The sequence below is a fragment of the Patulibacter brassicae genome (assembly GCF_033949425.1).
GTDB classification, from domain to species: Bacteria; Actinomycetota; Thermoleophilia; order Solirubrobacterales; family Solirubrobacteraceae; genus Patulibacter; species Patulibacter brassicae.
In genome coordinates this window covers 133062-156947 of sequence record NZ_JAXAVX010000007.1, presented here as the reverse complement: position 1 = coordinate 156947, position 23886 = coordinate 133062, and the positions used below count along the sequence as shown (strand labels likewise).

Here is a 23886-nt window from a genome sequence, read left to right as displayed (position 1 = left end):
GCGTGAGCGCCGACGCCGTGGGTGCCCGCGACTCAGGCCATCGGCAGCGACGCGCCGGTCGGCGCCGGCGCGTTCTGCATCACCGGCAGCTCGGGCAGCGTCGCCAGCAGCGGCGGCAGCTCCGGCGTCGCCGCGATGACGCCGCGCGCCGCGGCGCGGATCGCCTGCGAGGCGCTGTCGTCCGGGTTCTCCAGGACGAGCGGCGAGCCGGCGTCGGCCTGCTCGCGCAGCGGCATCGTCAGCGGGACCTTGCCGAGCAGCGGCAGCTCGAGCTCGTCGGCGAGCTGCTGCCCGCCGCCCTCGCCGAAGATCGCGAAGCGCTCGCCGCCCGGAGTCGTGAAGCCCGACATGTTCTCGACGACGCCGAGCAGGTCGAGCTCGACCTTGCTGGCCATCTCCGCCGCGCGCCGGGCGACCTTCTGCGCGGCCGGCTGCGGCGTCGTGACGAGCAGGAACTTCGCCTGCGGCAGCAGCTGGGCGAGCGTCATCGACACGTCGCCGGTGCCCGGCGGCAGGTCGATGAGCAGGTAGTCCAGCTCGCCCCAGTCGACGTCCTGGAGGAACTGGTTCAGGGCCTTGTGCAGCATCGGCCCGCGCCAGACGACGGCGCTGTCCTCGGCGACGAAGAAGCCGATCGACATGACCTTCAGCCCGTGGGCCTCCAGCGGCAGGATCTTGCGCTGCGGCGAGACCGGCGGGCGCTCGGCGCCGAGGCCGAGCATGCGCGGGATCGAGTAGCCCCAGACGTCGGCGTCCAGCACGCCGACGCGCTTGCCCTCCGACGCGAGCGCCGCGGCGAGGTTCGTCGTCAGCGTCGACTTGCCGACCCCGCCCTTGCCCGAGCCGACGCAGATGACGTTCGCGACGCTCGCCAGGGCGGCCTGCGAGCCGTCCGGCAGCGCCGGGCGGCCGAGCTTGCGCTGCAGCGCGGCCTTCTCGTCGGGCGAGAGGACGTCGAAGTCGACGCCGACCTCGTCCACGCCGAGCTCGCGCAGCGCCTTGCGCACGCCGACCACGAAGTGGTTGCGCAGCGGGCACCCGTTCGTCGTCAGCGAGATCGTGACGTCGACGCGGTCCTCGCCGATCGCGATCTCGCGGACCATGCCGAGCTCGACGACGTTGCGCCGGATCTCGGGGTCGATCACCGACTCCAGCGCCTGGAGGATCTCCTCGCGGGTGGGCATGGACCGATTGTGACAGCCCGGTTCGTCCGCCCCCGTGCCGCCCGGGTGCGCGTCCGCCCCCGGTCGGGCGTGTCGCGGACCCGGGAACGGGCGAGCGCCCGGGGCGGGGCCGCCGGGCGCTCGGAGGAGGGGGCGCCGCGCGGCGGCGGCGCGGGCGTGGCTCAGGCCAGCGCGCCGATGCGCTCGCGGACCTGGCCCGTCAGCTCGGTGGCCTTCGTGCGGCCCTTCGAGACGCGGGACTCGACCTCGCCGCGGAGCTTCGGCAGCTCGCCGCGCAGCTCGCCAACGGTGGGGAGGTCCTTCACGCGGGCCTCGACCTTCGCGCGGCGCTCGCGCAGCTCGCGCTCGACCTGCGTCCGGGTGCGCTTCAGGTCGCGCTCGAGCTCGTCGCGGGCCTTCGCGCCGCGCTTCTCGAACGTCTTGAGCTGCGTCTCGAGGGCCTTGCGGCGCTCGTCGGCGAGCTTCCGGGCGGCCTCGCGACGGGCCTCGGCCTGCTTGCGGGCCTTGTCCGTGGCGACCTCGACCTGCTTGACGGCGGCGTCGCGCGCCTCGAGGGCGGCACCGACCGGGATCAGGACGGCCTTCTCGGCGTAGACCTGGGCCTTGCCGCCGGCGGCCTCGAGCTGCTTCTGCGCGTCGTCGACGGACTTCGGCGCCTTGTCGGCGACGGTCGTGACGGTCTTGCGGGCCTTCGTCGCCAGCTCCTGGACGCTCTGCGTCGCGGCCTGGACGCGGGACTCGGCCTTCACCGCGGTCTTCTTCGTCGTCTTCGCGGCGGTCTGCGTCTTGGCGCCCGCGGCCGTCTTCGGCTTCGCGGCGGACGTCCGCGCGGTGCTCCGCGCGGCGGTCGAGCGCGTGGTGGTGCGCTTCGCGGCGGGCTTGCGGGCGGTCGTCGTCTTGCGGGCGGCGGGCTTGCGCGTGGTCTTCGCCGCGCCGGTGGAGCTGGTCTTGGCGGTGCTGGGGGTGTCGGCCATGGTGAAGGTCCTTAGTTCTAAGTTCCACTCGACTGTAGCGTCGAACACCTGTTCTTACAAGGCCCCCAGCGCGCGGTTACACGGAGATGCGGACGGAGTACGCGACGCGCCCGCCGATCGGGGGGCGCGCCGACGCGCCGCGGCGACGCCGGGTCAGGAGCGCGCGTCGGCGACGGCCGGCAGGGCCATCGCCCGCAGCAGCCCCTCGGGGGTGCGCGCCGCGCTGATCGGCAGGTGCGGCTCGAGGTCCAGCGGCGCGGCGAGCAGGTCGCCCTCGGCGTCGGTCCCGAACGCCACGTGGCCGCCCGACTCGCGCACGATGAGCTGCCCCGCCGCGACGTCGATCGCGCGGCAGCGCCAGAGCGACGCCATCGCGTCGACCCGGCCGTCGGCGACCCAGCAGAGCGAGAGCGCCATCGCGCCGATCGCCCGGACCCGGTGGGCGTGCTGGACGAGCGCCGGCCCGGCCGCGACGAGGTTGCGCGGATCGGCCGACTCGATGGCCACGAGCTCGATGCGCCCGTCGTCGGAGCGACGCTCGGTGGCCGGGCCCCGCAACGGCCGGCCGTCGCGGCGGGCGCCGCCGCCGCGGATCGCGTCGTGCCGCACTCCCGAGCCGAGGTCGAGGACGAGGCCGCAGGTGACGTCGGCCATCGTCCCGCGCGTCACGACGTCCGGACCGGTCGCCAGCGCGAGCGACACCGCGTGGTGGGCGACGCCGCGCTTCGCGTTCGTCGAGCCGTCGATCGGGTCGATGACGACAAGCGCGTCGGTGCCGCCGAAGTCCACCCGGCCGCGCTCCTCCGAGAGCGCGCTGAACCGCGCGCCGTCCTCGTGCAGGCGCTCGAGCTCGGCGAAGACCGCGTCCTCGGCGTCGGCGTCGATCACGAGGGTCCGGTCGCCGCCCGCGCCGCGCTCGCCCGTCTCCTCGGCCAGGCCGGCCCGCGCGTCGTCGCCGTCGCGGGCGTGGCGCAGGCCGCCGGCGACCGCATCGGCCGCGCGCCCGAACGCCGCGACCCACTCCGCGGGGTCCAGTGGGGCGGCGGCGGGCATCGACCCCATCGTAGGACCTCGCCCCCGGCCCGCTCCTCGCGCCCTGCCGTCCCGGCGAGCGATCGGCGATCATCGACGCGTGGCCGAACCGCTCCACGGGCTCTCCGACGCGCAGGCCGGCGCGGCGACGCTCGACGCGGCGCCGGACGCCGGCCCGGTGCTCGTGCGCGGGGCGGCGGGCACCGGGAAGAGCACCGTCCTCGCGGCACGGGCCGCGTGGCTGGCGACCGCCGCGGACGTCGCGCCCGAGCGGATCGCGCTGCTCGTCGCGACGCCCGCCCGCGCCGCCCGCGCGCGGCGTCGCCTGGTCGAGCGGCTCGGGCCGGCGGCGAGCGACGTCGTCGTCACGACGCTGCCCGACCTCTGCCACCGGCTCCTGCGCAGCGCGCCCGGGGGCGGCGATCCGTTCGTCGTGCCGCTCAGCCGCACCGAGCGCGTCGCGCTGCTCCTGCAGCACCGCGACCGGCTCGTGCTGCGCCACCACGACGGCGGACCCGGGAGCCGCGGTCACGTCGCCCTGCTGTCGGCGGCGGTCGGGCGGATCGACCGGCTGAAGGAGTCGCTCGTCGACGGCGGGACGCACCGCCGCTGGGCGCTGGCGCTGCCGGACACCGATCCCCGGGCGCCGCGCGAGCGCGAGTTCTCGGTCCTCTGGGAGCTGCACGACCGGCTGCTCGCCGAGCGCGGCCTCGTCGATCACGGGGAGCTGCTGCTGCGCGCCGGCGGGGAGGGCGCGCCGGCCGACGGCCTGCGGCACCTGCTCGTCGACGACGTCCAGGACCTGCCGGCGGCGGGCATGCGCGTGCTCGAGGCGCTCCTGACGCAGGGCGTCGCGCTCACCGCGGCGGGCGACGACGACCAGGCCGTGCGGGCGCTGCACGACCAGGCGTCGCGCAACCTGCGCCGGCTCGCGGCCCACCCGCGGCTGCGGAGCGTCGCGCTCGAGCGCTCGTGGCGCAGCCCGGAACGGCTGCTGCGCGCGGCGGAGGCGGTCGTCGCGCCGCTCGGCGATCGCCTCGCGCGGCGGTGGCACGCCCCCTCGGGCGGCGAGCTGCGCTGCTGGCGCGCCACGACGGAGCGCGCCCAGGCGCAGGAGGCGGCGAGCGCGATCGAGCGGCTGCTGCGCGACGGCACGCCGGCGGAGCGGATCGCGGTCCTCGTGGGCTCGGTGCGCCGGGAGGGCGGCCCCGTCGTCGCGGCGCTCGAGGAGCGGGCGATCCCCGCGCGCCTCGGCGGCGCCGCGACGTTCCTCGAGCGGGTCGAGGTCCGCGACGTCCTCGCCTGGCTGCGCCTGCTGCTGGACCCCGCCGACGCCCCGGCGATCGGCCGCGCGCTGGCGCGCCCGCCCGTCGAGCTGCGGTCGGTCGACCTGGCCCGCGCGCTGCAGCTCGCGCGTCGGCGCCGCGGCGACCTCGTCGCCGGGCTCGCGGACGCCGAGGGCTCGGCGGCCCTGCCGCCGGAGGCCCGCGACCGGGTCGTCGCGTTCCTGCGGCTGCACCGCGCCGCGCAGGGCGCGCTGGACGTCCTGCCCGCGGACCAGTTCGTCCACCGCCTGATCGAGCGGCTCGGCCTGCGCCGCCAGCAGCTGTTCGGCGCCGGCGGCGACGTCGTCGCCCGGTTGCGCGACCTCGCGCGCGTCGGCGAGCTCGCCGAGCGCCACGGGCGGATCGCCCCGCGGGCGTCGGCCCGGGACTTCGCCCGCTGGATGGTCCTCCTCGCCGAGGCCGGCGGCGACGCCGAGAGCAAGGTCGAGGCCGCGCCGTTCGGCGCGGCGGTCGACGCGGACGCCGCCGACGCGCCGGCCGGCGCGATCCGGGTGCTGCCGCTCGTCGCCGCGGCGGAGCTCGAGCTCGACCACGTGCTCGTCCTCGGCCTGCAGGCCAGTCGCGTGACGGCCGGTGGCGCGCGGCTCGTCGATCCGCTGCCGACCGAGCTCGTGCCGGCCGGTGACGGGGATCCGGCCGCGGCCGCGCGGGACGAGGCTCGCCGCCGGCTGCACGTCGCGATGACCCGCGCCCGGCACGGCGTCGTGCTCGCCTATCCCGAGCAGGCCCCGACCGGCGCGGCCCGCGAGCCGGCTCCGGCGCTCGAGGACGCGCGGCGCGGCGCCGACGTCGCGTGGGAGGAGCACGACGAGCAGCTCTTCGGGCCCGACGACGCGCTGCACCAGAGCTTCGTCGTGCTGCGCGACGCGCTCCTGCGGGACGTCGCGACGATCGGCGCGCGGCTCGGCGACCTGCGGATGGACACCGACCTCGACGTCGCGCACGGGGTCACGCGCTACCTCGAGCTGCTGAAGGTCGCCGCGCTCATCAACCGGCCCGAGGGCCAGGACGTCGCGGGCGCGATGCCCGCCATCGACGCGGCGATCCGACAGGCGGCGACCGCCCAGCAGAAGGAGGTCCTCGCCACGAGCGGCCTCGACGACGAGCTGCTGCGCGACGCCGGGCAGGCCGCGGATCGCGCGGCCGGGCGCCGCGGCGAGCCGTCGCTGGAGCCGTTCCTGCCGCTGCGCGGCGACGGCGTCGTGCTCTCGGCCGGGGACCTCTTCACGTACCGCGCCTGCCCGCTGCGCTACAAGCTCGGTCGCGTCCTGCGGATCCCGACGCCGCAGACGATCCCGCAGCGGTTCGGGATCGTCGTGCACCAGGTGCTCGAGCGCTGGCACGGCCAGGGCGGCACGGAGCTCGCCGAGCTCGGGGCGCTGCTGCAGGCCGCGTGGCCGCGCTCGGGCCTCGTCGGGATCCCGGAGGAGCAGCGGCTGTGGGCCCGGGCGCAGGACGCGATGGCGCGCTACCACGCGCGGACGGCGCAGGAGGACAGCAACCCGATCTGGCTCGAGCGGGGCTTCGAGTTCCGCCTCGGCGCCCACACGCTGCGCGGCCGCGTCGATCGCGTCGACCGGCACCCCGACGGCGCCTACGAGCTCGTCGACTACAAGACCGGCCGTCCGCGGACGCCGGAGGAGCTGCGCCGCGACGTGCAGCTGCAGCTCTACGCGGTGGCCGCGCAGGACGCCTGGGGCCTCGAGCCGCCGCGCCAGAGCTACCACTACGTCCTCGACGACGAGAAGGTGCCGCTGGAGGCCGACGGCGCCGAGCGCGACCAGATCACCGCCGTCGTCGAGGAGGTCGCCGCCGGCGTGCTGCGCCAGGACTTCGAGCCGACCCCGTCCTACGAGGCGTGCTCGATGTGCGACTACCGCCTGACCTGCCCCGCCGCCGAGACGTAGCCGGGGACGTCCGCGCCCGGCCGAGCCGTGCCCACGCGACGTGACGGCCGACGCGCGGGCTGGGGCCCGCCCCCTAGTCCTCTTGCTCGCGGAGGTAGCGCTGGAAGTCGAGCGCGATGCTGTCGGCGGACGGGATGTCGGTGTCCAGCGGGGGCAGCGGCGGGTCGCCGCCCAGCGCCTCGCCGAGCTCCTCGGCGTCCTCCTCGTCGGCCTCGCCGACGATGTCGCGCAGGTCGGCCATCTGCTCCAGCCGGGCCAGCAGCTCGCGCCGCTCGGGGTCCTGGTCGATCGCGTCGCTCACCTGGCGCTCGTAGCGCGCGGCGGCGTCGCGCAGCCGCTCGGTGGGCACCGGGACGCCGGTGAGCGTCTCGACCGCCTCGACGAGGGCGAGGGCGGCCTTCGGGCTCGGCACGCCGGCGACGTAGTGCGGCACGTGGGCCAGCAGCGACACCGCCGCGAGGCCCTGGCGGGCGGCCTCGGCGTGGACGACGCCGGTCAGGCCGGTCGGGCCGTCGTAGTCGGGCAGCATCGCGTCGACGCCGGCGAGCAGCTCGAGGTCGGTCGCCAGGCCGGTCATCGGCACCGGCCGGGTGTGGGGGACGTCGGAGAGCAGCCCGCCGAGCGTCACGACCGTCCGCGCGCCGAGGCTGCGAGCGGTCTCGACGAGCGTCTCGCAGAGCGAGCGCCAGCGCATCGCGGGCTCCGGCCCGGTGACGAGCAGGAGGTCGCGGGAGGCCTGGGGCACGACGGCGGCGCGCAGCTCGATCGTCGGCCAGGTGAGGCCCTCGCTGATCCCGTCCTGGATCGTGATCCGCGGCCGGTAGGACTGCATCGTGTAGAGCAGCTCGGGGTCGACCGACGCCGCGCGCTGGGCGCCGAGGCGGCGCGAGAGGACGCCGAGCGCGGAGCTCGCGCAGTCCCCGGCGTCGGTCCATCCGGTGAAGGCGCAGACGAGCGCCGGGTCACGGAGGCCGACCGGACGGTCGTCCCAGCGCAAGGGGATCATCCAGCCCAAGGTACAAGATGCACTCCTTGCCTCCCGCGCCTGCCGACCCCACGATCGCCGCCCTCGGGCCGGGCGACCGGCTCGCCGGCGTCTTCGCCTGCGTGCGCAAGGACCGCGCGACGGGCCGCTCGGGGCCGTACCTCGCGGTCGACCTGCGCGACCGCACCGGCACGCTCGCCGCCCGCGTGTTCCAGGACGTCGACCGCTGGGAGCGCGGGTTCGACCGCGGCGACGTCGTGCAGGTCTCGGGCACCGTGGACCGCTACCGGGACGGGCTCGTGGCCGAGCTCACGGCGGTCCGGCGCGTCGATCCGGACACGGTCGATCCGGCGCGCTTCCTGCCGGCGGCCTACCGCGACCTCGACGAGCTCGACGGGTTCCTCGAGGGGATCGCCGGCGAGGTCGGCGACGACGCCTACGGCGGCCTGCTGCGGGCGCTGCTGGACGACGAGGCGCTCCGGCGCGCCTGGCGCCGGGCGCCGTGCTCGATCGGCGGGCATCACGCGTACCTCGGCGGCCTGCTCGAGCACACCGTGGCCGTCGCGGCGCTCGCGGCGGAGGCGTGCGTCCACCACCCCGGCCTGAACCGCGACCTGCTGCTGACCGCGGCGATCGTCCACGACCTCGGGCGCACGCGCGAGTTCACCTACGGGGCGGAGTTCGGCCGGACGGAGGTCGGGGAGCTGCTCGGGCACGTCGAGCTCGGCCTGCGCGTCCTCGCCGAGCCGGCCCGGCGCGCCGGCGTCGACGAGCTGCGCTGGGGGCACCTCGCCCACTGCGTGCTGACCCATCACGGCCCGGAGCGCGCCGGCGGCCGGTTCCGCTCGGCCGAGGCCGTGGCGCTGCACCGCCTGAACGCGGTCGACGCGGCGGTGAAGGACGCGCTCGAGCACGGCCTCGGCCACGGCTGATCCGGCCGGGACGCCGCGACCCGTCCGCCTCCTCGCGAGGACGGTCGCCGGCCGGCGACGCGCGCCGTCAGTCCTCGGCGGCGCGCAGGCCCCGGCGCGCGAGCTGGCCCGAGACGAACACGAGCAGCAGCGCGAAGCCGATCTCCGCCGCACGGGCGGGGATCGCGTTGACGACGACGACGCCGAGCAGCGCCGAGGGCACCGCGACGATCCCGAGCAGCACCGACGCCCGGACGTCGAGGTTGCCGTAGCGGTGCTGGCGCCACGCGCCGACGGCGGAGACGGGGATCATCGCCAGCAGCGACGTCGCCTCGGCCTCGACGTGGGAGAGCCCGAGCAGCAGCGCGAGGCCGGGGACGAAGAGCGAGCCGCCCCCCACGCCCAGCAGCCCGGAGATGACGCCCGCGGCGAGGCCGACGCCGAGCGCCGCCACGACACGGGCGGCGTCGATGTCGCCCCCGCCGTCGCCCGGCTCGATGCCGGCGGCCATGAGCCCGGCGACCGCGAGCAGCAGCACGGCGAAGAGCAGCGACACCCGGCGCGCCGGGATCCGCTGCTGGATCGCCGTCCCGATCAGCGCGCCGCCGATCGCCGGCACGCCGACGAGCACCCCCTCGGCGACGTGGACCTGGCCGTAGGCCCCCTGGGTGAGGGTCGCCGCCGTGGCGATGATCACGATCGCCCCGAGGGAGGTGCTCGTCGCCCGGCGCTCGTCCATGCCGAGCAGCAGGAGCAGCAGCGGGACCATCACGACGCCCCCGCCGACGCCGAAGAGCCCGCTGAAGAAGCCGGCGGCGGTCCCGATCAGGACGATGGCGACGGGCCGGGGGACGGACAACGACGGTCATACTAGGTGGGTGACCGACGACCGGCTGGCCGCTCTCGTCGCGCCTCTGCGCGCCGCGCCCGACCGCTCCGCGATCCTGCTCGACGTCGACGGGACGCTCGCGCCCATCACCCGCCACGCGGGCGCGGCCGAGGTGCCCGCGGCGACGCGCACGCTGCTCGTGGAGCTCGCGAGCCGCTACGGGCTCGTGGCGTGCGTCAGCGGCCGGCGCGCCGGCGAGGCCCGCCGGATCGTCGGGATCGGCGCGCTGCACTACGTCGGCAACCACGGGACGGAGATCCTGCGCCGCGGGGCGACCGCGGTCGAGACGACGCCGGCGGTCGCCGAGTGGGAGCCGCGCGTCCGCGAGCTGGCCACCGGGCTGCTCGAGGACCACGCGACCGCGAGCCGCCTCGGCGTCTGGCTCGAGGACAAGGGCCCGATCCAGGCGCTGCACTGGCGCGGCGTCTCCGACGAGGCGGCGGCGGCCGAGGCGGCGGCCGCGGTCGGCGCGGCGGCCGCGGCCGAGGGCCTCGCGCTGCACGAGGGCCGGATGGTGCTCGAGCTGCGTCCCCCGCTGGACTTCGACAAGGGCGCCGCCGTCCGCTGGCTCGTGGGCGCCGAGGAGCTCGCCGGCGCGCTCTACGCCGGCGACGACCGGACCGACCTCGACGCCTTCGCCGGCCTGCGCGCGCTCGTCGCCGAGGGGCGGCTGGCGCACGCGGCGTGCGTGGCGGTGCGCGACGAGGGCTCGGACGCCCCGCCGGAGGTCGCCGAGCAGGCCGACGTCGCCGTCGACGGGCCGGTCGGCATCCGCTCCGTGCTCCAGGAGCTCCTGCGTCCCGCGACGGACGGGCGTGCCGCGTGACGTTCCGCCAGCTCCTGCGCTCCACGGTCCTGCTGAGCTTCGGCTCCGCGTCGGTCCTCGCGCTGCTCGTGGTGCTGCGGGGCTACGCGAACGACGACACCGGACCGGTCGCCGTGTCGGCGATCTGGTGGGTCGTCGCGTCGGCCATCGGCATCGTCGTCGGCCGCCACGACGCCGCGAACCCGCAGATCGCCTCGGTCCTCGCCGACGCCCGGGCCGCCGAGCAGCTGCCCGAGCACCGGCCGGTCCGCACGCTCCTCAACCGCCTGTGGCCGCTCTTCGTCGCGTCGCTCGCCTCGGGCGCCGCGACGTTCGTGCTGCCGCAGGTGACCGGGGTGGCCGCGGGATTCCTGCTCATCTGGGGCCTCGCCTGGCGCCGGCAGGAGCACGCCGTGCAGGCGATCGAGGAGCGCGACGGGGTCGAGTTCCACGTCGAGCGCACCGGGCTCATCGAGCCGCTGAAGCTCGTCCGGCTGCCGGGACTGCGGCGCAACCGGCCCGAGCACAAGCGCCAGGCCTCGAGCGCCTGACGGCGATGGCGGGGCTGCCGGCGGACGTCCTGCTCGTGTCGCTCGGCTCGACGGCCGGGCTGCGCGCGGTCGACGACGCGCTGCTCGGCGCGCTCGAGCGGGCTGGGGCGCGGGTCGCGATGGTCCGCGCGACCGCGCCCCCGCCGGTCCGCACGATGGCACTCACCGACCTCGCATGGGCGCGCGCGGCGCGGGTCGCCGCCCAGGAGGGCCTCGCCCGCCACCGACCGCGAGCGGTGCTCTACGGCAGCGTCGGCGCGGCGCTCCTGTGGCCCCGGCCCGGCGCGATCCGGCTCGACGCGGCGATGGCGGCCAACCGCCCCGGGCGCCACGGGGTCTGGCAGCGCCCGCGCGAGCGGTGGCTCCTGCGCCGCTGCCCGCTGCTCGTCCCGCAGTCGGCGGAGGCGCTCGCCGAGGTGCCGCAGCCGCGACCCGCCGCGGTCGTCGTGCCGCCGCCCGTCGCCCTGCCCGACCGCGTCCGGCCGTGGGCGGAGCGCGACGTCGCGGCCGTCGCCTACGCCGCGGATCCCACGAAGAAGGGCCTGGACCGGGTGCTCGCCGCCTGGTCGCGGGCCCGTCGCGACGGCGAGGAGCTCGTCGTCTGCGCCGCGCCCGCCGGCGCGGTCCCGCGCGTGCCCGGCGTGCGGGACGCCGGGCGCCTGGACCGCGCGGCGTTCCTCGAGCTGCTCGGGCGCGCCCGGGTGCTCGTCGGCGCCCCGCGGCGCGAGGACCACGGCCTCGTGCAGCTCGAGGCGCTCGCGGCCGGCGCCCGGGTCGTGACGACCTCCGCGCCCGGGGCGTTCGTCGCGCTCTCGCTGCTGCGCGCCCTCGAGCCGCGCGCGGTCGTCGCGGACGCCGAGGATCCGGCGGCGCTCGCGGCCGCGCTGCGCGCGGCGCTCGACGCGCCCGCCGGCGCGCTGCAGGAGCGCGCGCGGGGCCTGCTCGCCGACCGGTTCGCCCCGGCGGCGGTCGATCGCGTCGTCGCCGGGCAGCTCCTGCCGGCGCTCCTGGGCTGATCCGCGGGTCGCCGGGCCGCCGACGACCCGCGGGCCGCTCGGCGCGGTCGCGGGGCCCCGACCGGGTCGGAGGTGTCCGGGTGGTGAACCCGCGGACCGGTCCCAGCATCTAGCGTGTGCGCGCGATGGTGGCGGTCGCCGACGTCCCGTGGTTGGTGATCCCGACCTACAACGAGGCCGAGAACCTCGAGCGCGTGATCGGGCTGTCCCGGCAGGTGCTCGCCGCCGCGTGCCCCGACGGCTTCCGGATCCTCGTCGTCGACGACCGGTCCCCCGACGGGACCGGCGAGATGGCCGATCGGCTGGCGCAGGCGCATCCCGGCGAGGTGCAGGTGCTGCACCGCGAGCGACCGGCGGGCCTGGGCCCGGCGTACCTCGCGGGGTTCGACGTCGCCCTGCGCGGCGGGGCCACCCACGTGATGGAGATGGACGCCGACCTCTCCCACGACCCGCGCGACCTCGCGCGGCTGCTCGACGCGGTGCGGGGCGGGGCGGACCTCGCGCTCGGCTCGCGGTACGTGCGCGGCGGCGGCGTGGCGGAGTGGGGGCTCGTGCGGCGGCTCGTCTCGCGCGGGGGGTCCTGGTACGCGCGCCGGACGCTCGGGCTGCAGGTGCGCGACCTCACGGGCGGGTTCAAGTGCTTCCGCGCCGACGTGCTGCGGACGATCGAGCTCTCGACGGTCCGCTCCGTCGGCTACGCGTTCCAGGTCGAGCTGACGTGGCGCGCGGTGCGCTCCGGCTTCCGGGTCGTGGAGGTGCCGATCGTCTTCCGGGACCGGACGGCCGGCAGCTCGAAGATGCACGTGGGGATCGCGCGCGAGGCGGCGCTGCTCGTGCCGGCGCTGCGGCGGTCCGGGTGGCAGCCGCCCCCGGTGCCGCTCGCCGCGCCGGGCCCGGACCCCGCGCCCGTCCCGCCCGTCGCCGGCGAGTGATCCCGGCGCCGCGCGCCCGCCCGCGCGGGGCATGCGAGCGGCTCCCAGGGGGAACACGGACCGGCACGACGGCGGACCGGCTCGTGCGCTCACTTCACTTTGTATAGTGTGAGGACGGCGGCGCTGCGGCACCGTCGTTCCGACGCCACGCACCACCCGAGGAGCACACGATGGCTGGGTCCGTCCCCGAGGTCACCGACAGCAACTTCCAGGCCGAGGTCATCGAGAGCGACGAGGCGACGCTCGTCGACTTCTGGGCGCCTTGGTGCGGCCCGTGCCGCGCGGTGAGCCCCGTCCTGGAGGAGATCGACGGGGAGCGCAGCGACGTCCGCGTCGTGAAGCTCAACACCGACGACAACCAGCAGACGGCCGCGAAGTACGGGATCATGTCGATCCCGACGATGATCGTCTTCAAGAACGGCGCGCCGGTGGGCCAGATCGTCGGCGCCATGCCGAAGCCGCGCCTGAACGCCGAGATCGACCGCATCCTCGGCTGATCCCCGGGCGAGCGGCGGCCGCACCGGTCGCCGCCGCCCGTCACGGGCCCCCGTCCCGCGCGCCGCGCGCCCGGGACGGGGGCCCGTCGTCGTTCCGCGGGCCGTCCGGAGCGGGACGCGGGCTGGCGGCGCGCCGTCGCCCGAGGGCCGTCGAGCGGGTCTCGGCCCGCCCTTGGAGGAACGACCAACGCTCCGCGCCGGACGCCGGTTCGGGGCCTCGCGCGTGGATGAGAATGCGGCGCGATGGGGTCGAGGTGGAGAGGTCTCGGCGGCGCGGCGACGCACGCCGTGCCGCTGGACGGCGGGGTCCGCAGCGCGGAGCTGCTGAGCCCGCGCGGGGCGAGCGTGGCGGCGCTGGCCGCCCTCGGCCTGCCGACGCCCCCGGGCTTCGCGATCCCCGCCGCCGCCTGGCGCGACGGGCCGCCCGACGCGATGCCGCGCCTGCTGCGCGGCGAGGTCGCCGAGCGGATGAACGCGCTCGAGCGCGAGACGGGCCTGCGCGTCGGGGACCCGGAGCGCCCGTTGCTCGTCGCCGTCCTCGTCGGCCCGGCGCGGACCGGCGCGGTGCTGGACCTCGGTCTCGACGCCGCGGTCCTGGACGGCATCCGCGAGCGCGACGGCGCCGCGTGGGCGGCGCGGCTGGAGCTCCGCTTCCTGCGGACGTTCGCCCGCGCGGTGCGCGGGATCGACCCCGCCGCGGTCGAGGCCGCGGCGTCCGCCGGGGACGGCGCTGCGGCGCTGCGGGCCGCGATCGCCGCCACGGGGGACGCGCTGCCCGACCCCGCCGCCGACCAGCTGCGGGAGGCGATCGTCGGCCTGCGCCGCGCGCACCGGACGCGGGACGGCGGTGCTCCGGTCATCGTCGTCCAGGCGATGGTCCACGGCGACCGGCCCGACGGCCGCTCCGGCTCGGGGATCGTGTTCAGCCGCGACCCGGTGACCGGCTCGCCCGACGCCTGCGGTCGCCACCGCCGGCCGGCGCCGGGCCGTGCCGCCGCCGACGAGCCGCTCGGCGGGCTGCGCGCCCGCCAGCCCGCGCTGCACGCCGACCTCGAGCGGGCGCTCGCGCTCGTCGAGGCCGAGGGGCGCGACATGTGCTCCGTCGACTTCGCGGTCGACGGCGGCCGGCTGTGGTTCCTGCGGGCCGGCTCCGGGTGCCGCAGCGGCTCCGCGGCGATCCGGATCGCGGTCGACCTCGTCGACGAGGCGATCCTCGACGTCGAGGACGCGCTGGACCGGATCCCGAGCGGCGCCCTCGAGCGCCTGCAGGCGCCCGTCCCGGCCCGCGTCGTGGGTCAGGAGGCGCTGCTGCGGGCGACCGCCGCGTCGCCCGGGGCCGCGGTCGGCGCGCTCGTCCTGGACCCCGACGGCGTCGCGGCGGCGGTCGCTCGCGGCGCCGCTCCGGTGCTCGTCCTCGATCGTCCGCTCGCCGGATCGCGGGACGCCGCGACGGTCGCGCGCTGCGCCGCGATCGTCTCCTCCCGCAGCGCCTGGGACGGCGAGGCGACGATCGGCGCGTGGGCGCTCGGGCGGCCCGCGGTCTGCGACGCCGGCCTGCGGATCGACCGCGATCGCCGGCGAGTGCGGCTCGGCGCCACGTGGCTGCCCGAGGGCGCGGCGGTCACCGTCGACGGCGGCGCCGGCACGGTCCTCGCCGGGGTCGGCCGGCTCGTCGCGCCGCAGCCGGACCCGCGCGTGGCGCGCGTCCTCGCGTGGGCGCACGAGCGCCGCGCGGTGCCGATCCGCGACGCGGCGCCCGCCGGCACCCCGCGGGTCGACGGCCCGGACGCGCTGCCCGACGACCTCGACGGGCCGGTCCTCGTCGCCCTCGACGCGACCGCGCCGGACCCGGGACGGCGCCTGCGTCGGACGGTCGCCGCGCTGCTGGACGCCGGGGCCGGCGAGCTGCTGCTCGAGCTGCCGCCGCCCGGCACCGTCGCCGACCTGCGCCCGCCCGCCGGGCCGTGGCGCGCGGTCGTCGCCCCTTCGACCTCCTGGACGGCGCGGCTCGTGGCCGCGCGGATCGTCCCCGAGCCCGCGGCGACCGCCGTGGCGCTCGTCACCCCGACCGAGGAGCACCGCTGATGCGTGCCGCAGTCCTGGACCACGACGGCTTCACCGTGCGCGACTGGCAGGAGCCCGGAGCGCCGGGTCCCGGCGAGGCGCTCGTCGAGCCGATCCGCGTCGGGATCTGCGGATCCGACGCCCATTTCGTCATCGACGGCAGCGCGAAGACGTCGTACCAGCCGATCGTGCTCGGGCACGAGGCCGCGGGCATCGTCCGCGCGCTCGGCCCCGACACGGACGGCCCGGAGCCCGGCACGCGCGTGTCGCTGATCCCGATCGTCACCTGCCAGGAGTGCGACGCCTGTCGCCGCGGGCGCACCGTCCTCTGCCGCGAGCGCGCCTGCATCGGCGCCGAGCGCGAGGGCGCGTTCGCCGACCTCATCCGGCTGCCCGCGCGGAACCTCACGCCGGTCCCCGACGGCCTGTCGTGGGAGATGGCGGCGGTGGCCACGGACTCCGTCGCGACGGCGTACCACGCGGTCGTCGGCCGCGGCGGGACGACCGAGGGCAGCCGCGTGGTCGTCTGGGGCACCGGCGGCCTGGGTCTCTCGGCCGTCGGGATCGCGAAGGCCGTCGGGGCGTCGCAGGTGATCGCCGTCGATCCGCGCCCGGACGCTCGCGAGTGGGCGATCGACACCGGCGCCGATGCCGCGTTCACGCCGGAGGAGGCGCTCGACGAGATCGCCGGGAAGATGGACGTCGCGCTCGAGTTCGTCGGCCGCGCGACGACGACCGAGGGCGCGGTGCGCTCGCTCGACGACGGCGGCCGCGCGGTCGTCGTGGGCATCGGCCACGAGCCGGCCGCCGCCGGGCGCCTGATCACGTTCGTCATGCGCGAGCGCGAGCTCGTCGGCTCCTACGGCAACGAGCCGGAGGAGGTCGGCGCGGTGCTCGACCTCATGGCCGCCGGCACGCTCCACCTGCCGCACGTCATCGGCGACGTCATCCCGCTGGACCAGGTCGCCGACGGCGTCCAGCGCGTGCACGAGGGCCGCACCGGCGGCTCGCGGATCGTCGTCGACATCACGGCCTGAGCCGATGCGCGCCGCTCGCTGGAACGCCCCGCAGGAGCTCGAGCTGACCGAGGTCGACGCGCCCGTCGCCGGCCCGGGCCAGCTCGTGCTCGACGTCGCCGCCTGCGGCATCTGCGGCTCCGACCTGCACAGCTACGCCTCGGGCTTCGCCGCCACGCCCGGCCAGGTCCTCGGCCACGAGCTCTCGGGCCGCGTGCGCGAGGCCGAGGGGGTCGACGGCGTCGCCGTCGGCGACCGCATCACGGTCCGGCCCCTCACGCCGTGCGGGGCGTGCCCGCGCTGCCTGGAGGGCGAGATCCAGCTCTGCGAGGCCGGCCACGCGCTGAACATCGGCTACGGCACGCCGGGGGGCTTCGCCGACCGGGTGCTCGTGCCGAAGGCGCAGGTCGGGCTGACCGTCTTCCCGCTGCCCGACGAGGTCGACGACCGCGCCGGCGCGCTCGTCGAACCCCTCGCCGTCTCGCTGCGGGCCGTGAACCAGGCCGATCCGGCGCCGGACGCCGTCGCGGTCGTGCTGGGCGCGGGGATGATCGGCCTCGGCGTCGTGCGCCTGCTGCGCCTGCGCGGCGTCGGCCGGATCGTCGTCAGCGACCCGTCGCCGGCCCGCCGCGCCGTCGCCCTGGAGCTCGGCGCCGACATCGCGTGCGACCCGCTCGAGCAACCGCTCGTCGACGCGGTCACCGCGATCACCGGCCCGGGGGCGGGCGGCCGCGGGGCGCGCGCGGACGTCGTGGTGGACTGCGCCGGTTCCGGGCCGGCGCTGCTGGACGGCATCAAGGCCACGCGCCACGGCGGGACGCTCGTGATCGCCGCCGTCCACGGCAAGAGGATCGAGCTGAACCCGACCCGGATCATGGAGAAGGAGCTGCGCGTCGTCGGCTCGCTCGGCTACCGCGACGAGTTCCCCGCGGTCGTCGACCTGCTGCGCCGCGGCGAGATCGACGCCGACGCGTTCATCAGCCACGAGCTGCCGCTGGACCGGATCGACGAGGCGTTCCGCCTGCAGCTCGGCCGGGGCGACGCGATCAAGGTCCTCGTGCGGCCCTGAGCGGCATCCCGTGCCGGCCGGCCGTCGGGGCCGACCGGCCGGGGCGCCCGGCTGGAGAGGTCGACAGGCGCCGCTCGCCCCGGTGGCGCCGCCCGCGGGAGGCCGGTCTAGGGTCGAGGAGCGGCTCCCAACGACCCCGGAGGACCCGATGCCCGACGCGGCGCGCAGGACGATCGTCAGCGACCTCGGCTACCTGGAGGCGGCGCGCTGGCACGACGGCGCGCTCTGGTTCTCGGAGATGAAGCACCGGCGCGTCCACCGCTGGACGCCGGAGTCCGGGCTGGAGACCGTCGTCGACGTGCCGACCCGGCCGTCGGGCCTGGGCTTCGCCCCCGACGGCTCGCTGCTCGTCGTCTCCCAGGAGGACCAGCGGCTCCTGCGGCTGGCGCCCGGCGCGACGACGACCGAGGACGCCGGCGACCTCTCCACCGTCGGCATCCACCCCAACGACATGGCCGTCGACGCCGAGGGCCGCGCGTACATCAGCCACTTCGGCTTCGACTGGTTCGCCGGCGAGGAGCTGCGCGAGACGGGACTCATCGTCCGCGAGCCCGACGGCCGCGTCGCGCTGCAGGGCGGCGGCCTCGGCTTCCCCAACGGGGTCGTCCTCTCGCCCGACGGGCGGCGGCTCTACGTCAGCGAGTCGTTCTCCTCGCCCGTCACGCGGCTGTCGGTCTTCGACGTCGGCCCGGACGGGGCGCTCGGCGAGCGGCGGACCGTGCGCGAGTTCGGCCCGCCGGACACGCACGTCGTCGACGGCATCTGCGTCGATGCGCAGGAGGGCGTCTGGGTCTCCCTCTGCCTCCAGGGGGAGTTCCGCCGGGTCCTGCCCGACGGCACGGTGACCGACGTGATCGCGATCCCGCCGGAGGGCGGCGACTACGTCGTGGACTCCGTGCTCGGCGGCCCCGACGGCACGACCCTCTTCCTCCTGATCGCCGACGCGACGGTCGAGCGGATCAACGCCGGCTTCCAGACGACGGCGCGCGTGGACGCGGTCGAGGTCGCCGTGCCGGGCCCGGGCGGGGCGGCGGCGTGAGGCGCACGCTGTTCGAGGACCACCACGACGAGTTCCGCGCCGCGACCCGCGCGTTCCTCGAGCGCGAGGCGGTCCCGCACGTCGACGCATGGGAGGCCGACGGGATGGTCCCGCGGTCGTTCTGGACGAAGGCCGCCCGCCAGGGCCTCTTCGGCTTCGAGGTCCCCGAGGAGCACGGCGGCCTCGGGATCGACGACTTCCGCTTCAACGCGATCGTCGACGAGGAGGTCGCCTACGCGAACGCGATCGGCGACAACCTCTCCCTGCAGAGCGACATCCTCTGCGGCTACCTCTGCGACCTCGCCACGCCGGAGCAGCAGGCGCGCTGGCTGCCCGGGTTCGTCGCCGGCGAGCTGCTGTTCGCGATCGCGATGACCGAGCCGGGGATGGGCTCGGACCTGCGCGCGATGGCGACGACCGCCCGGCCGGTCGAGGGCGGCTACGTCGTCGACGGGGCGAAGACGTTCATCACCGCCGGCATCCAGGCGGACCGCGTGATCATCTGCGCGAAGCTCGCCGCCGAGGGCGACCCGGATCCGCGCGACGGCGAGATCACGCTGCTCGTCGCCGACGCGCAGGCGGAGGGCTTCACCCGCGGGCGCAAGCTCGAGAAGGTCGGGCGCCGCGCGCAGGACACCGCGGAGCTCTTCTTCGACGGGCTCTTCGTGCCGCAGGAGGACCTCCTGGGGCAGCAGGGCCGCGGCCTCGTGCACCTGAAGCGCCACCTGCCGCGCGAGCGGCTCTCGATGGCGGTGATGGGGATCGCCGTCGCCGAGAAGGCGCTCGAGATGACCGCCGAGTACTGCCGCGAGCGGCGGGCGTTCGGCCGACCGATCGGCAGCCACCAGGCGAACCGCTTCGCGCTGGCCGACATGCAGACCGAGGTCTCGATCGGCCGCGTCTACGTCGACCGCTGCATCGAGGCGCTGCTGGCCGGCGAGCTCACCGGCGCCGAGGCGGCGAAGGCGAAGCTCTGGATCACCGAGATGCAGAACCGCGTCGTGGACCGCTGCGTCCAGCTGCACGGCGGCTACGGCTACATGGAGGAGTACCCGATCGCCCGGCTCTGGCGCGACTCGCGCGTCCAGCGGATCTACGGCGGGACGTCCGAGATCATGCGGGAGATCATCGGCCGCTCGATGGGGTTCTGAGCGCCCGCCCGCGCGGGGTCCCGGGACGCGGGGCGCGTCCCGGGACCGCCGGTCAGAAGCGCAGGTCGGGCGTCGTGCCCCGCTCGTGCGCGGCGAGGTAGCGGTCGCGCAGGAGCCGCTTGTAGAGCTTGCCGGTCGGGTGCCGCGGCAGCTCGTCGGCGAAGTCGATCGAGCGCGGGCACTTGAACTTCGCCAGCCGGCCCTGCACGAACGCCAGGAGCTCCTCGGCGAGCTCCGGTCCGGGTGTCGCGCCCTCGGCGACCTGGACGACCGCCTTGACCTCCTGGCCCAGCTCGTCGTGCGGCACGCCGAAGACCGCGACGTCGGCGACCTTCGGGTGCGTGATGAGCGCCGACTCCGCCTCCTGCGGGTAGATGTTCACGCCGCCGGAGAGCACGAGGTCCGCGCGGCGGTCGCTCATGTACAGGTAGCCGTCCTCGTCGAGGTAGCCGACGTCGCCGACCGTCGTCCAGCCGCGCTCGTTGCGCGACGCGGCCGTCTTCTCCGGGTCGTTGCGGTACGTGAACCGCGGGCCGTCCTCCGCCCAGATCGTCCCGATCTCGCCGGGCGGCAGCTCGCGGCCCTCGTCGTCGAGGATGTGCGCGATCCCGAGCTTCGCCCGCCCCACCGAGCCGGGGCGCTCGAGCGCCTCCTCGGAGGTGATCGCGGTGAAGAGGTTGTTCTCCGTCGCCGAGTAGAACTCGTGGACGACGGGGCCGAACCACTCGATCATCGCGCGCTTGACGTCCGCCGGGCACGGCGCGGCGGCGTGGATGACGACCTGCAGCGACGAGACGTCGAAGCGCCGCCGCTGCTCCTCCGGGAGCTTCAGCATCCGGACGAACATCGTCGGGACCATCACCGCGTGGGTGACCCGGTGGCGCTCGATCAGCTCGAGCGCCTCGAGCGCGTCGAAGCGCTCCATGACGATGCACTGCCCGCCCGCGCGGTGGACGGTCATGTTGAACCGCAGCGGCGCGGAGTGGTACAGCGGCGCGGGCGACAGGTAGACCGTGTCGCGGTCGAAGCCGTAGGTGCTGCGCAGCATCGCCGCGATGCCCGGCGGGGTGCCGAGCGGGTTCAGCGGCAGGACGTCCTCGACGCCCTTCGGCCGTCCGGTCGTGCCCGAGCTGTAGAGCAGGTCGATGCCCTCGACCTCGTCGTCCAGCGGCGGGTTCGCGGGCACGGGCTCCAGCAGCCGGTCGAGGTCCTCGACGCCCTCCGCCGGGCCGCCGGTGACGACGAGCTCGGGGACCGGTGCCTGCGGGAACTCCTCGGTCAGCGCGGTCAGCGCGTCGCGCGCCACCGGCAGGCAGCCCGGCGAGACGAAGAGGACGCGCGCCCCGCTGTCCTGGAGGATGTAGGCGACCTCCGGGCCGGTCAGGCGCGAGGAGACGGCCGTATAGCGCAGCCCCGAGCGCTGGGCGCCCCAGGCGACCTCGAGGAACGCCGGCTCGTTGTGCATGAGCAGCGCGATCGCGTCGCCGTGGACGAGGCCGCGCTCGCGCAGGTGGCGCGCGATCCGCCGCGAGCGGTCCACGAGCGCGCCGTAGGTGACGACCTCGCCCGAGCGGGCCATCCGGAACGCGACGCGGTCGGGGTCGTGGGCGGCGTGGTCGTCGGGGAACGCCCCCGTGGCGGTCCCGGGCGGCGGCTGGTCGGTGGCGCCGGGCGCCTGATCGTCGCGGGCCGGGCTCGGGGTCGAGTGCACGGGGTCTCCTTCTCGTCGTCCGGTGCTCACGGAGCGTAGGTCCGCCCGTCCGGCGCGCCCCGCGGCGCCGGACGGGGCGCTTGTACAGACCTCCAAGAACCGTGATCGCCGTCACGAAGGGCCCGCGCGCCGTCGCCCTCCCTGCGTCGCTCGCGCGGTCTCGCCGCTCGCGGCGCGGGCGCCGGCCCGCGCGGGGGCACCCGCCTGTGGAGGGGTCCAACGCCGGCCGGTGCGTCGTCGCGGCCGCTCCGGGCCTCGCGCCTAGGCTGGCCGCCATGCAGCCCTCCGCGCTCGTGCCCCCGGCGACGCCTCCGGCCGAGGCGGCCTGATGCGCGCGGTCCGGCTCGTCGCGCTCGACGGCCCCGACGGGTACGTCCCGGCCGACGTCCCCGAGCCCGAGCGCGGCGCCGACGAGCTCCTCATCGACGTGCGTGCCGCCGGGGTCGCGTTCCCCGACCTGCTGCTCTCCCGCGGCGAGTACCAGTACGCGCACGAGCTGCCCGTCGTCCTCGGGGCCGAGGTCGCCGGGGTCGTGCTCGAGGCCCCCGAGGGCGGCCGCTTCGCGCCGGGCGACCGGGTGGCCGCGATCACGTTCACCGGCGGCTTCGCCGAGCGCGCGACGGCGCCCGCCGACCGGGCGCTGCCGCTGCCGGCGTCCCTGAGCTTCGCCGAGGGCGCGGCGCTGCCGTCGAACTACCTCACCGCGCTCTTCGCGCTCGAGCTCCGCGGCCGCCTCCGGGCGGGCGAGGCGCTGCTCGTGCACGGCGCCACCGGCGGCCTGGGCAGCGCGGCGATCCAGGTCGGACGGGCGCTCGGCGCGCGCACGATCGCCGTCGTCGGGGGCGCGGCGAAGGTCGCCGCGGCGCGCGAGATCGGCGCGGACGAGGTCGTCGTCGCCGACGAGGGCTGGCGCGACGCGGTGCTCGGGCTCGCGCCCGGCGGCGTGGACGTCGTCTTCGACGTCGTGGGCGGCGAGCGCTTCCTCGACAGCCTCCGCAGCCTCCGCCCGCAGGGCCGGCTGATCGTCGCCGGCTTCGCGGGCGGCGAGATCCCGACCGTGCGCGTCAACCGGCTGCTGCTGCGCAACATCGACGTCGTCGGCGCCGCGCTCGGCTCGTACATGCACAGCGACCCCGACGGGATGGCGCCGCTCTGCGACCGCCTCGGCGCGCTGCTGGAACATCCGGCCATGCGGCCGGCGATCGGTGGACGGCTGCCGTTGGAGGACGTCGCCGAGGCCGTGCGGCGGATCGCGGACCGCCGGGCGACGGGCAAGCTCGTCGTCGAGCCCTGATCCGCCCTGGGGCACGCGCGCGGAGCGGTGGCGGACCCGTCCGCCGCCGCGCGGGAGGCGGACGCCGCGTCCCGTCGTCGGCAGGCGGCGCGACGGCTTCTGTCGATCTCCACAGGACGGCGCGGTCCCGGTCGCCGAGCGGCTCGTGGGCGCCTCCTACGCTGGCGCCAGCTTCACGGATCACCCGCGGTCCCCGTCCTCGGACGGGGCCCACCGGAGGGGGAGCCGTGCACCCGCTATCGAGGAGAGCATCATGGGCAGGACCCCACTGCGCGCCTTCACGGCCTTCGCCGCCGTGTGCGCCCTGAGCGTCGCCGGCTGCGGCGGCTCGGACGACGACAACGCCGGCTCCGGCGGCTCCGGCGCGTCGTCGAACGGCGAGCTGTCGGCGACCGTCGGCGTCATCGGGCCGAAGACCGGTCCGGCTCCACAGTTCTACGAGACGAACACCGTCGGCGCCCAGCTGGCCGCCGCGGACGCCGAGAAGCAGTACGGCGTGAAGATCAAGCTCGTCAACGCCGACGACCAGGGCACGCCCGAGGGCGCCTCCCGCGCGGTCCAGGAGCAGCTCAACGGCGGCAACGTCGACGCGCTCCTCGCCTCGCCGCAGTCGGGCCAGGCGCTCCAGACGGCGGACGTCCTGCAGCGCTCGCGGATCCCGTGGTTCATCAACGCGCAGTCGCCGCAGATCATCAACTACAAGATCAAGCCGAACTGGGCCTTCCGCACGGCGTACAACAGCTCCGAGCTGTCCGACGTCCTCGGGCCGTTCGTCTTCTCGGGCAACGCGAAGGTCGGCCTGGTGCACTCCGCCGACGGCTTCGGCCAGTCCGAGGCCGAGGCGCTGCAGGCCACGGCGAAGAAGCAGGGCAAGACCCTCGCCGCCGTCGAGCCGCTGCAGCCCGGCGCCAGCGACTACACCGCCGCGGTCCGCCGCTTGAAGCAGGCCGGCGTCACCCGCGTGTACATGAGCATCACGTCGGGCTCCGACACCGCCACGGTGACGAAGGCGATGGTCCAGGAGGACTTCGAGCCGGACTTCAAGATCACGAACGCGACGATCCTCGCCGACTTCGGCGAGCTCGCCCGCCCGGCGCAGTGGAAGAACCTCGTGTTCATCGACCCGCGCGACCTCGTCGACGGCGCCGCGAAGTCGCTGAACGCCGACTTCAAGGCGAAGACGGGCAAGGAGCCGCCGCTGCCGACGAACGTCTACACGTCGTACATGGCCATCAACGCGTACGCGCAGGCCGTGAAGGCCGCCGGCTCGACCGACAAGGCTGCCGTCCGCGACGCGCTGGAGAAGCTGCCGTCGATCGACGTGCGCGGCGACAAGATCGCCAACCCGTTCACCGCCGACAGCCACGACGCGTACCACGCGGCCACGCCGAAGGACTGGTTCATCTTCGGCTTCGACGACAAGGGCGAGATCACGAAGCGCGGCACGGTCGCCGAGGAGATCGAGTCCGGCTCCTGATCGGCTGAGGCCGCAGGAGGACGCGAACGAGAGGAC

At 76.3% G+C, this 23886-nt stretch carries 20 protein-coding genes; 14 read left to right on the top strand and 6 right to left on the bottom strand.

All coding sequences use genetic code 11. The annotated features are described in order from the left end of the window. Positions 1-32: 32 nt before the first annotated feature. The 3 genes from SK069_RS14035 to SK069_RS14025 form a co-directional block, all read right to left on the bottom strand. Positions 33-1184: an Mrp/NBP35 family ATP-binding protein gene (locus SK069_RS14035; RefSeq protein ID WP_319954876.1), complete on the bottom strand. Its 1152-nt coding sequence runs from the start codon at positions 1182-1184 to the stop codon at positions 33-35. A 161-nt stretch (positions 1185-1345) separates the two neighbouring features. After that, positions 1346-2206, bottom strand: a complete 861-nt coding sequence (locus SK069_RS14030) for a hypothetical protein (RefSeq protein ID WP_319954875.1) — start codon at positions 2204-2206, stop codon at positions 1346-1348. Between the two features lie 105 nt (positions 2207-2311). Next, complete coding sequence (locus SK069_RS14025) at positions 2312-3211, bottom strand: inositol monophosphatase family protein (protein WP_319954874.1); 900 nt, start codon at positions 3209-3211, stop codon at positions 2312-2314. A gap of 79 nt (positions 3212-3290) precedes the next feature. Here SK069_RS14025 and SK069_RS14020 point away from each other — a divergent pair, with 79 nt between their 5' ends. Beyond that, positions 3291-6443, top strand: coding sequence for an ATP-dependent DNA helicase (locus SK069_RS14020; RefSeq protein WP_319954873.1), 3153 nt, complete (start codon positions 3291-3293; stop codon positions 6441-6443). 73 nt (positions 6444-6516) lie between these two features. Here SK069_RS14020 and SK069_RS14015 read toward each other — a convergent pair whose 3' ends face one another. Beyond that, entirely contained in the window at positions 6517-7449 is a 933-nt protein-coding gene (locus SK069_RS14015; RefSeq protein WP_319954872.1) for a PAC2 family protein, read from the bottom strand. A 26-nt stretch (positions 7450-7475) separates the two neighbouring features. Here SK069_RS14015 and SK069_RS14010 point away from each other — a divergent pair, with 26 nt between their 5' ends. After that, positions 7476-8360: an HD domain-containing protein gene (locus SK069_RS14010; protein WP_319954871.1), complete on the top strand. Its 885-nt coding sequence runs from the start codon at positions 7476-7478 to the stop codon at positions 8358-8360. Between the two features lie 67 nt (positions 8361-8427). Here SK069_RS14010 and SK069_RS14005 read toward each other — a convergent pair whose 3' ends face one another. Then, complete coding sequence (locus tag SK069_RS14005) at positions 8428-9198, bottom strand: sulfite exporter TauE/SafE family protein (RefSeq protein ID WP_319954870.1); 771 nt, start codon at positions 9196-9198, stop codon at positions 8428-8430. Positions 9199-9217: 19 nt separating this feature from the next. On the opposite strand from SK069_RS14005, the gene otsB reads away from it, so the two are divergent. The 10 genes from otsB (at position 9218) to SK069_RS13955 (ending at position 19368) form a co-directional block, all read left to right on the top strand. Next, the gene (gene otsB, locus SK069_RS14000) at positions 9218-10054 is read left to right on the top strand and encodes a trehalose-phosphatase (protein WP_319954869.1); all 837 of its coding nucleotides are present in this window, start codon (positions 9218-9220) and stop codon (positions 10052-10054) included. Next, entirely contained in the window at positions 10051-10584 is a 534-nt protein-coding gene (locus SK069_RS13995) for a hypothetical protein (RefSeq protein WP_319954868.1), read from the top strand. Before otsB ends, SK069_RS13995 begins: the two co-directional genes overlap by 4 nt. Before the next feature lie 5 nt (positions 10585-10589). Beyond that, complete coding sequence (locus SK069_RS13990) at positions 10590-11600, top strand: glycosyltransferase (protein WP_319954867.1); 1011 nt, start codon at positions 10590-10592, stop codon at positions 11598-11600. A gap of 125 nt (positions 11601-11725) precedes the next feature. Continuing rightward, positions 11726-12532, top strand: coding sequence for a polyprenol monophosphomannose synthase (locus tag SK069_RS13985; protein ID WP_319954866.1), 807 nt, complete (start codon positions 11726-11728; stop codon positions 12530-12532). Positions 12533-12702: 170 nt separating this feature from the next. Further along, positions 12703-13029 carry a thioredoxin gene (gene trxA / locus SK069_RS13980; RefSeq protein ID WP_319954865.1) on the top strand — a complete coding sequence of 109 codons (327 nt, stop codon included), beginning with the start codon at positions 12703-12705 and terminating at the stop codon, positions 13027-13029. 243 nt (positions 13030-13272) lie between these two features. Beyond that, positions 13273-15114 (top strand): hypothetical protein, encoded by a 1842-nt coding sequence (locus tag SK069_RS13975; protein ID WP_319954864.1) that lies wholly within the window; start codon positions 13273-13275, stop codon positions 15112-15114. Then, positions 15114-16130, top strand: a complete 1017-nt coding sequence (locus tag SK069_RS13970; RefSeq protein WP_319954863.1) for a zinc-binding dehydrogenase — start codon at positions 15114-15116, stop codon at positions 16128-16130. Before SK069_RS13975 ends, SK069_RS13970 begins: the two co-directional genes overlap by 1 nt. 4 nt (positions 16131-16134) lie before the next feature. Continuing rightward, positions 16135-17178, top strand: coding sequence for a zinc-dependent alcohol dehydrogenase (locus tag SK069_RS13965; RefSeq protein WP_319954862.1), 1044 nt, complete (start codon positions 16135-16137; stop codon positions 17176-17178). 148 nt (positions 17179-17326) lie between these two features. Then, positions 17327-18217, top strand: coding sequence for an SMP-30/gluconolactonase/LRE family protein (locus SK069_RS13960; RefSeq protein WP_319954861.1), 891 nt, complete (start codon positions 17327-17329; stop codon positions 18215-18217). Beyond that, positions 18214-19368, top strand: a complete 1155-nt coding sequence (locus SK069_RS13955) for an acyl-CoA dehydrogenase family protein (protein WP_319954860.1) — start codon at positions 18214-18216, stop codon at positions 19366-19368. Before SK069_RS13960 ends, SK069_RS13955 begins: the two co-directional genes overlap by 4 nt. Positions 19369-19420: 52 nt before the next feature. Here SK069_RS13955 and SK069_RS13950 read toward each other — a convergent pair whose 3' ends face one another. Further along, a complete protein-coding gene (locus SK069_RS13950) occupies positions 19421-21079 on the bottom strand; it encodes an acyl-CoA synthetase (RefSeq protein WP_319954859.1) in 1659 nt (552 codons plus the stop codon). A 328-nt stretch (positions 21080-21407) separates the two neighbouring features. Here SK069_RS13950 and SK069_RS13945 point away from each other — a divergent pair, with 328 nt between their 5' ends. Together SK069_RS13945 and SK069_RS13940 are read left to right on the top strand one after the other, a co-directional pair. Beyond that, positions 21408-22373: an NADPH:quinone oxidoreductase family protein gene (locus SK069_RS13945; RefSeq protein WP_319954858.1), complete on the top strand. Its 966-nt coding sequence runs from the start codon at positions 21408-21410 to the stop codon at positions 22371-22373. A gap of 253 nt (positions 22374-22626) precedes the next feature. After that, positions 22627-23850 (top strand): ABC transporter substrate-binding protein, encoded by a 1224-nt coding sequence (locus SK069_RS13940; RefSeq protein WP_319954857.1) that lies wholly within the window; start codon positions 22627-22629, stop codon positions 23848-23850. Positions 23851-23886 lie beyond the last annotated feature (36 nt).

Excerpts from the sequence above, each read along its gene's own strand:
- SK069_RS14035 (WP_319954876.1), bottom strand. The coding sequence starts at position 1,184 with ATGCCCACCCGCGAGGAGATCCTCCAGGCGCTGGAGTCGGTGATCGAC.
- SK069_RS14025 (WP_319954874.1), bottom strand. The coding sequence starts at position 3,211 with ATGCCCGCCGCCGCCCCACTGGACCCCGCGGAGTGGGTCGCGGCGTTC.
- SK069_RS14015 (WP_319954872.1), bottom strand. The coding sequence starts at position 7,449 with ATGATCCCCTTGCGCTGGGACGACCGTCCGGTCGGCCTCCGTGACCCG.
- SK069_RS13990 (WP_319954867.1), top strand. The coding sequence starts at position 10,590 with ATGGCGGGGCTGCCGGCGGACGTCCTGCTCGTGTCGCTCGGCTCGACG.
- SK069_RS13985 (WP_319954866.1), top strand. The coding sequence starts at position 11,726 with ATGGTGGCGGTCGCCGACGTCCCGTGGTTGGTGATCCCGACCTACAAC.
- trxA (WP_319954865.1), top strand. The coding sequence starts at position 12,703 with ATGGCTGGGTCCGTCCCCGAGGTCACCGACAGCAACTTCCAGGCCGAG.
- SK069_RS13975 (WP_319954864.1), top strand. The coding sequence starts at position 13,273 with ATGGGGTCGAGGTGGAGAGGTCTCGGCGGCGCGGCGACGCACGCCGTG.
- SK069_RS13970 (WP_319954863.1), top strand. The coding sequence starts at position 15,114 with ATGCGTGCCGCAGTCCTGGACCACGACGGCTTCACCGTGCGCGACTGG.
- SK069_RS13965 (WP_319954862.1), top strand. The coding sequence starts at position 16,135 with ATGCGCGCCGCTCGCTGGAACGCCCCGCAGGAGCTCGAGCTGACCGAG.
- SK069_RS13960 (WP_319954861.1), top strand. The coding sequence starts at position 17,327 with ATGCCCGACGCGGCGCGCAGGACGATCGTCAGCGACCTCGGCTACCTG.
- SK069_RS13945 (WP_319954858.1), top strand. The coding sequence starts at position 21,408 with ATGCGCGCGGTCCGGCTCGTCGCGCTCGACGGCCCCGACGGGTACGTC.
- SK069_RS13940 (WP_319954857.1), top strand. The coding sequence starts at position 22,627 with ATGGGCAGGACCCCACTGCGCGCCTTCACGGCCTTCGCCGCCGTGTGC.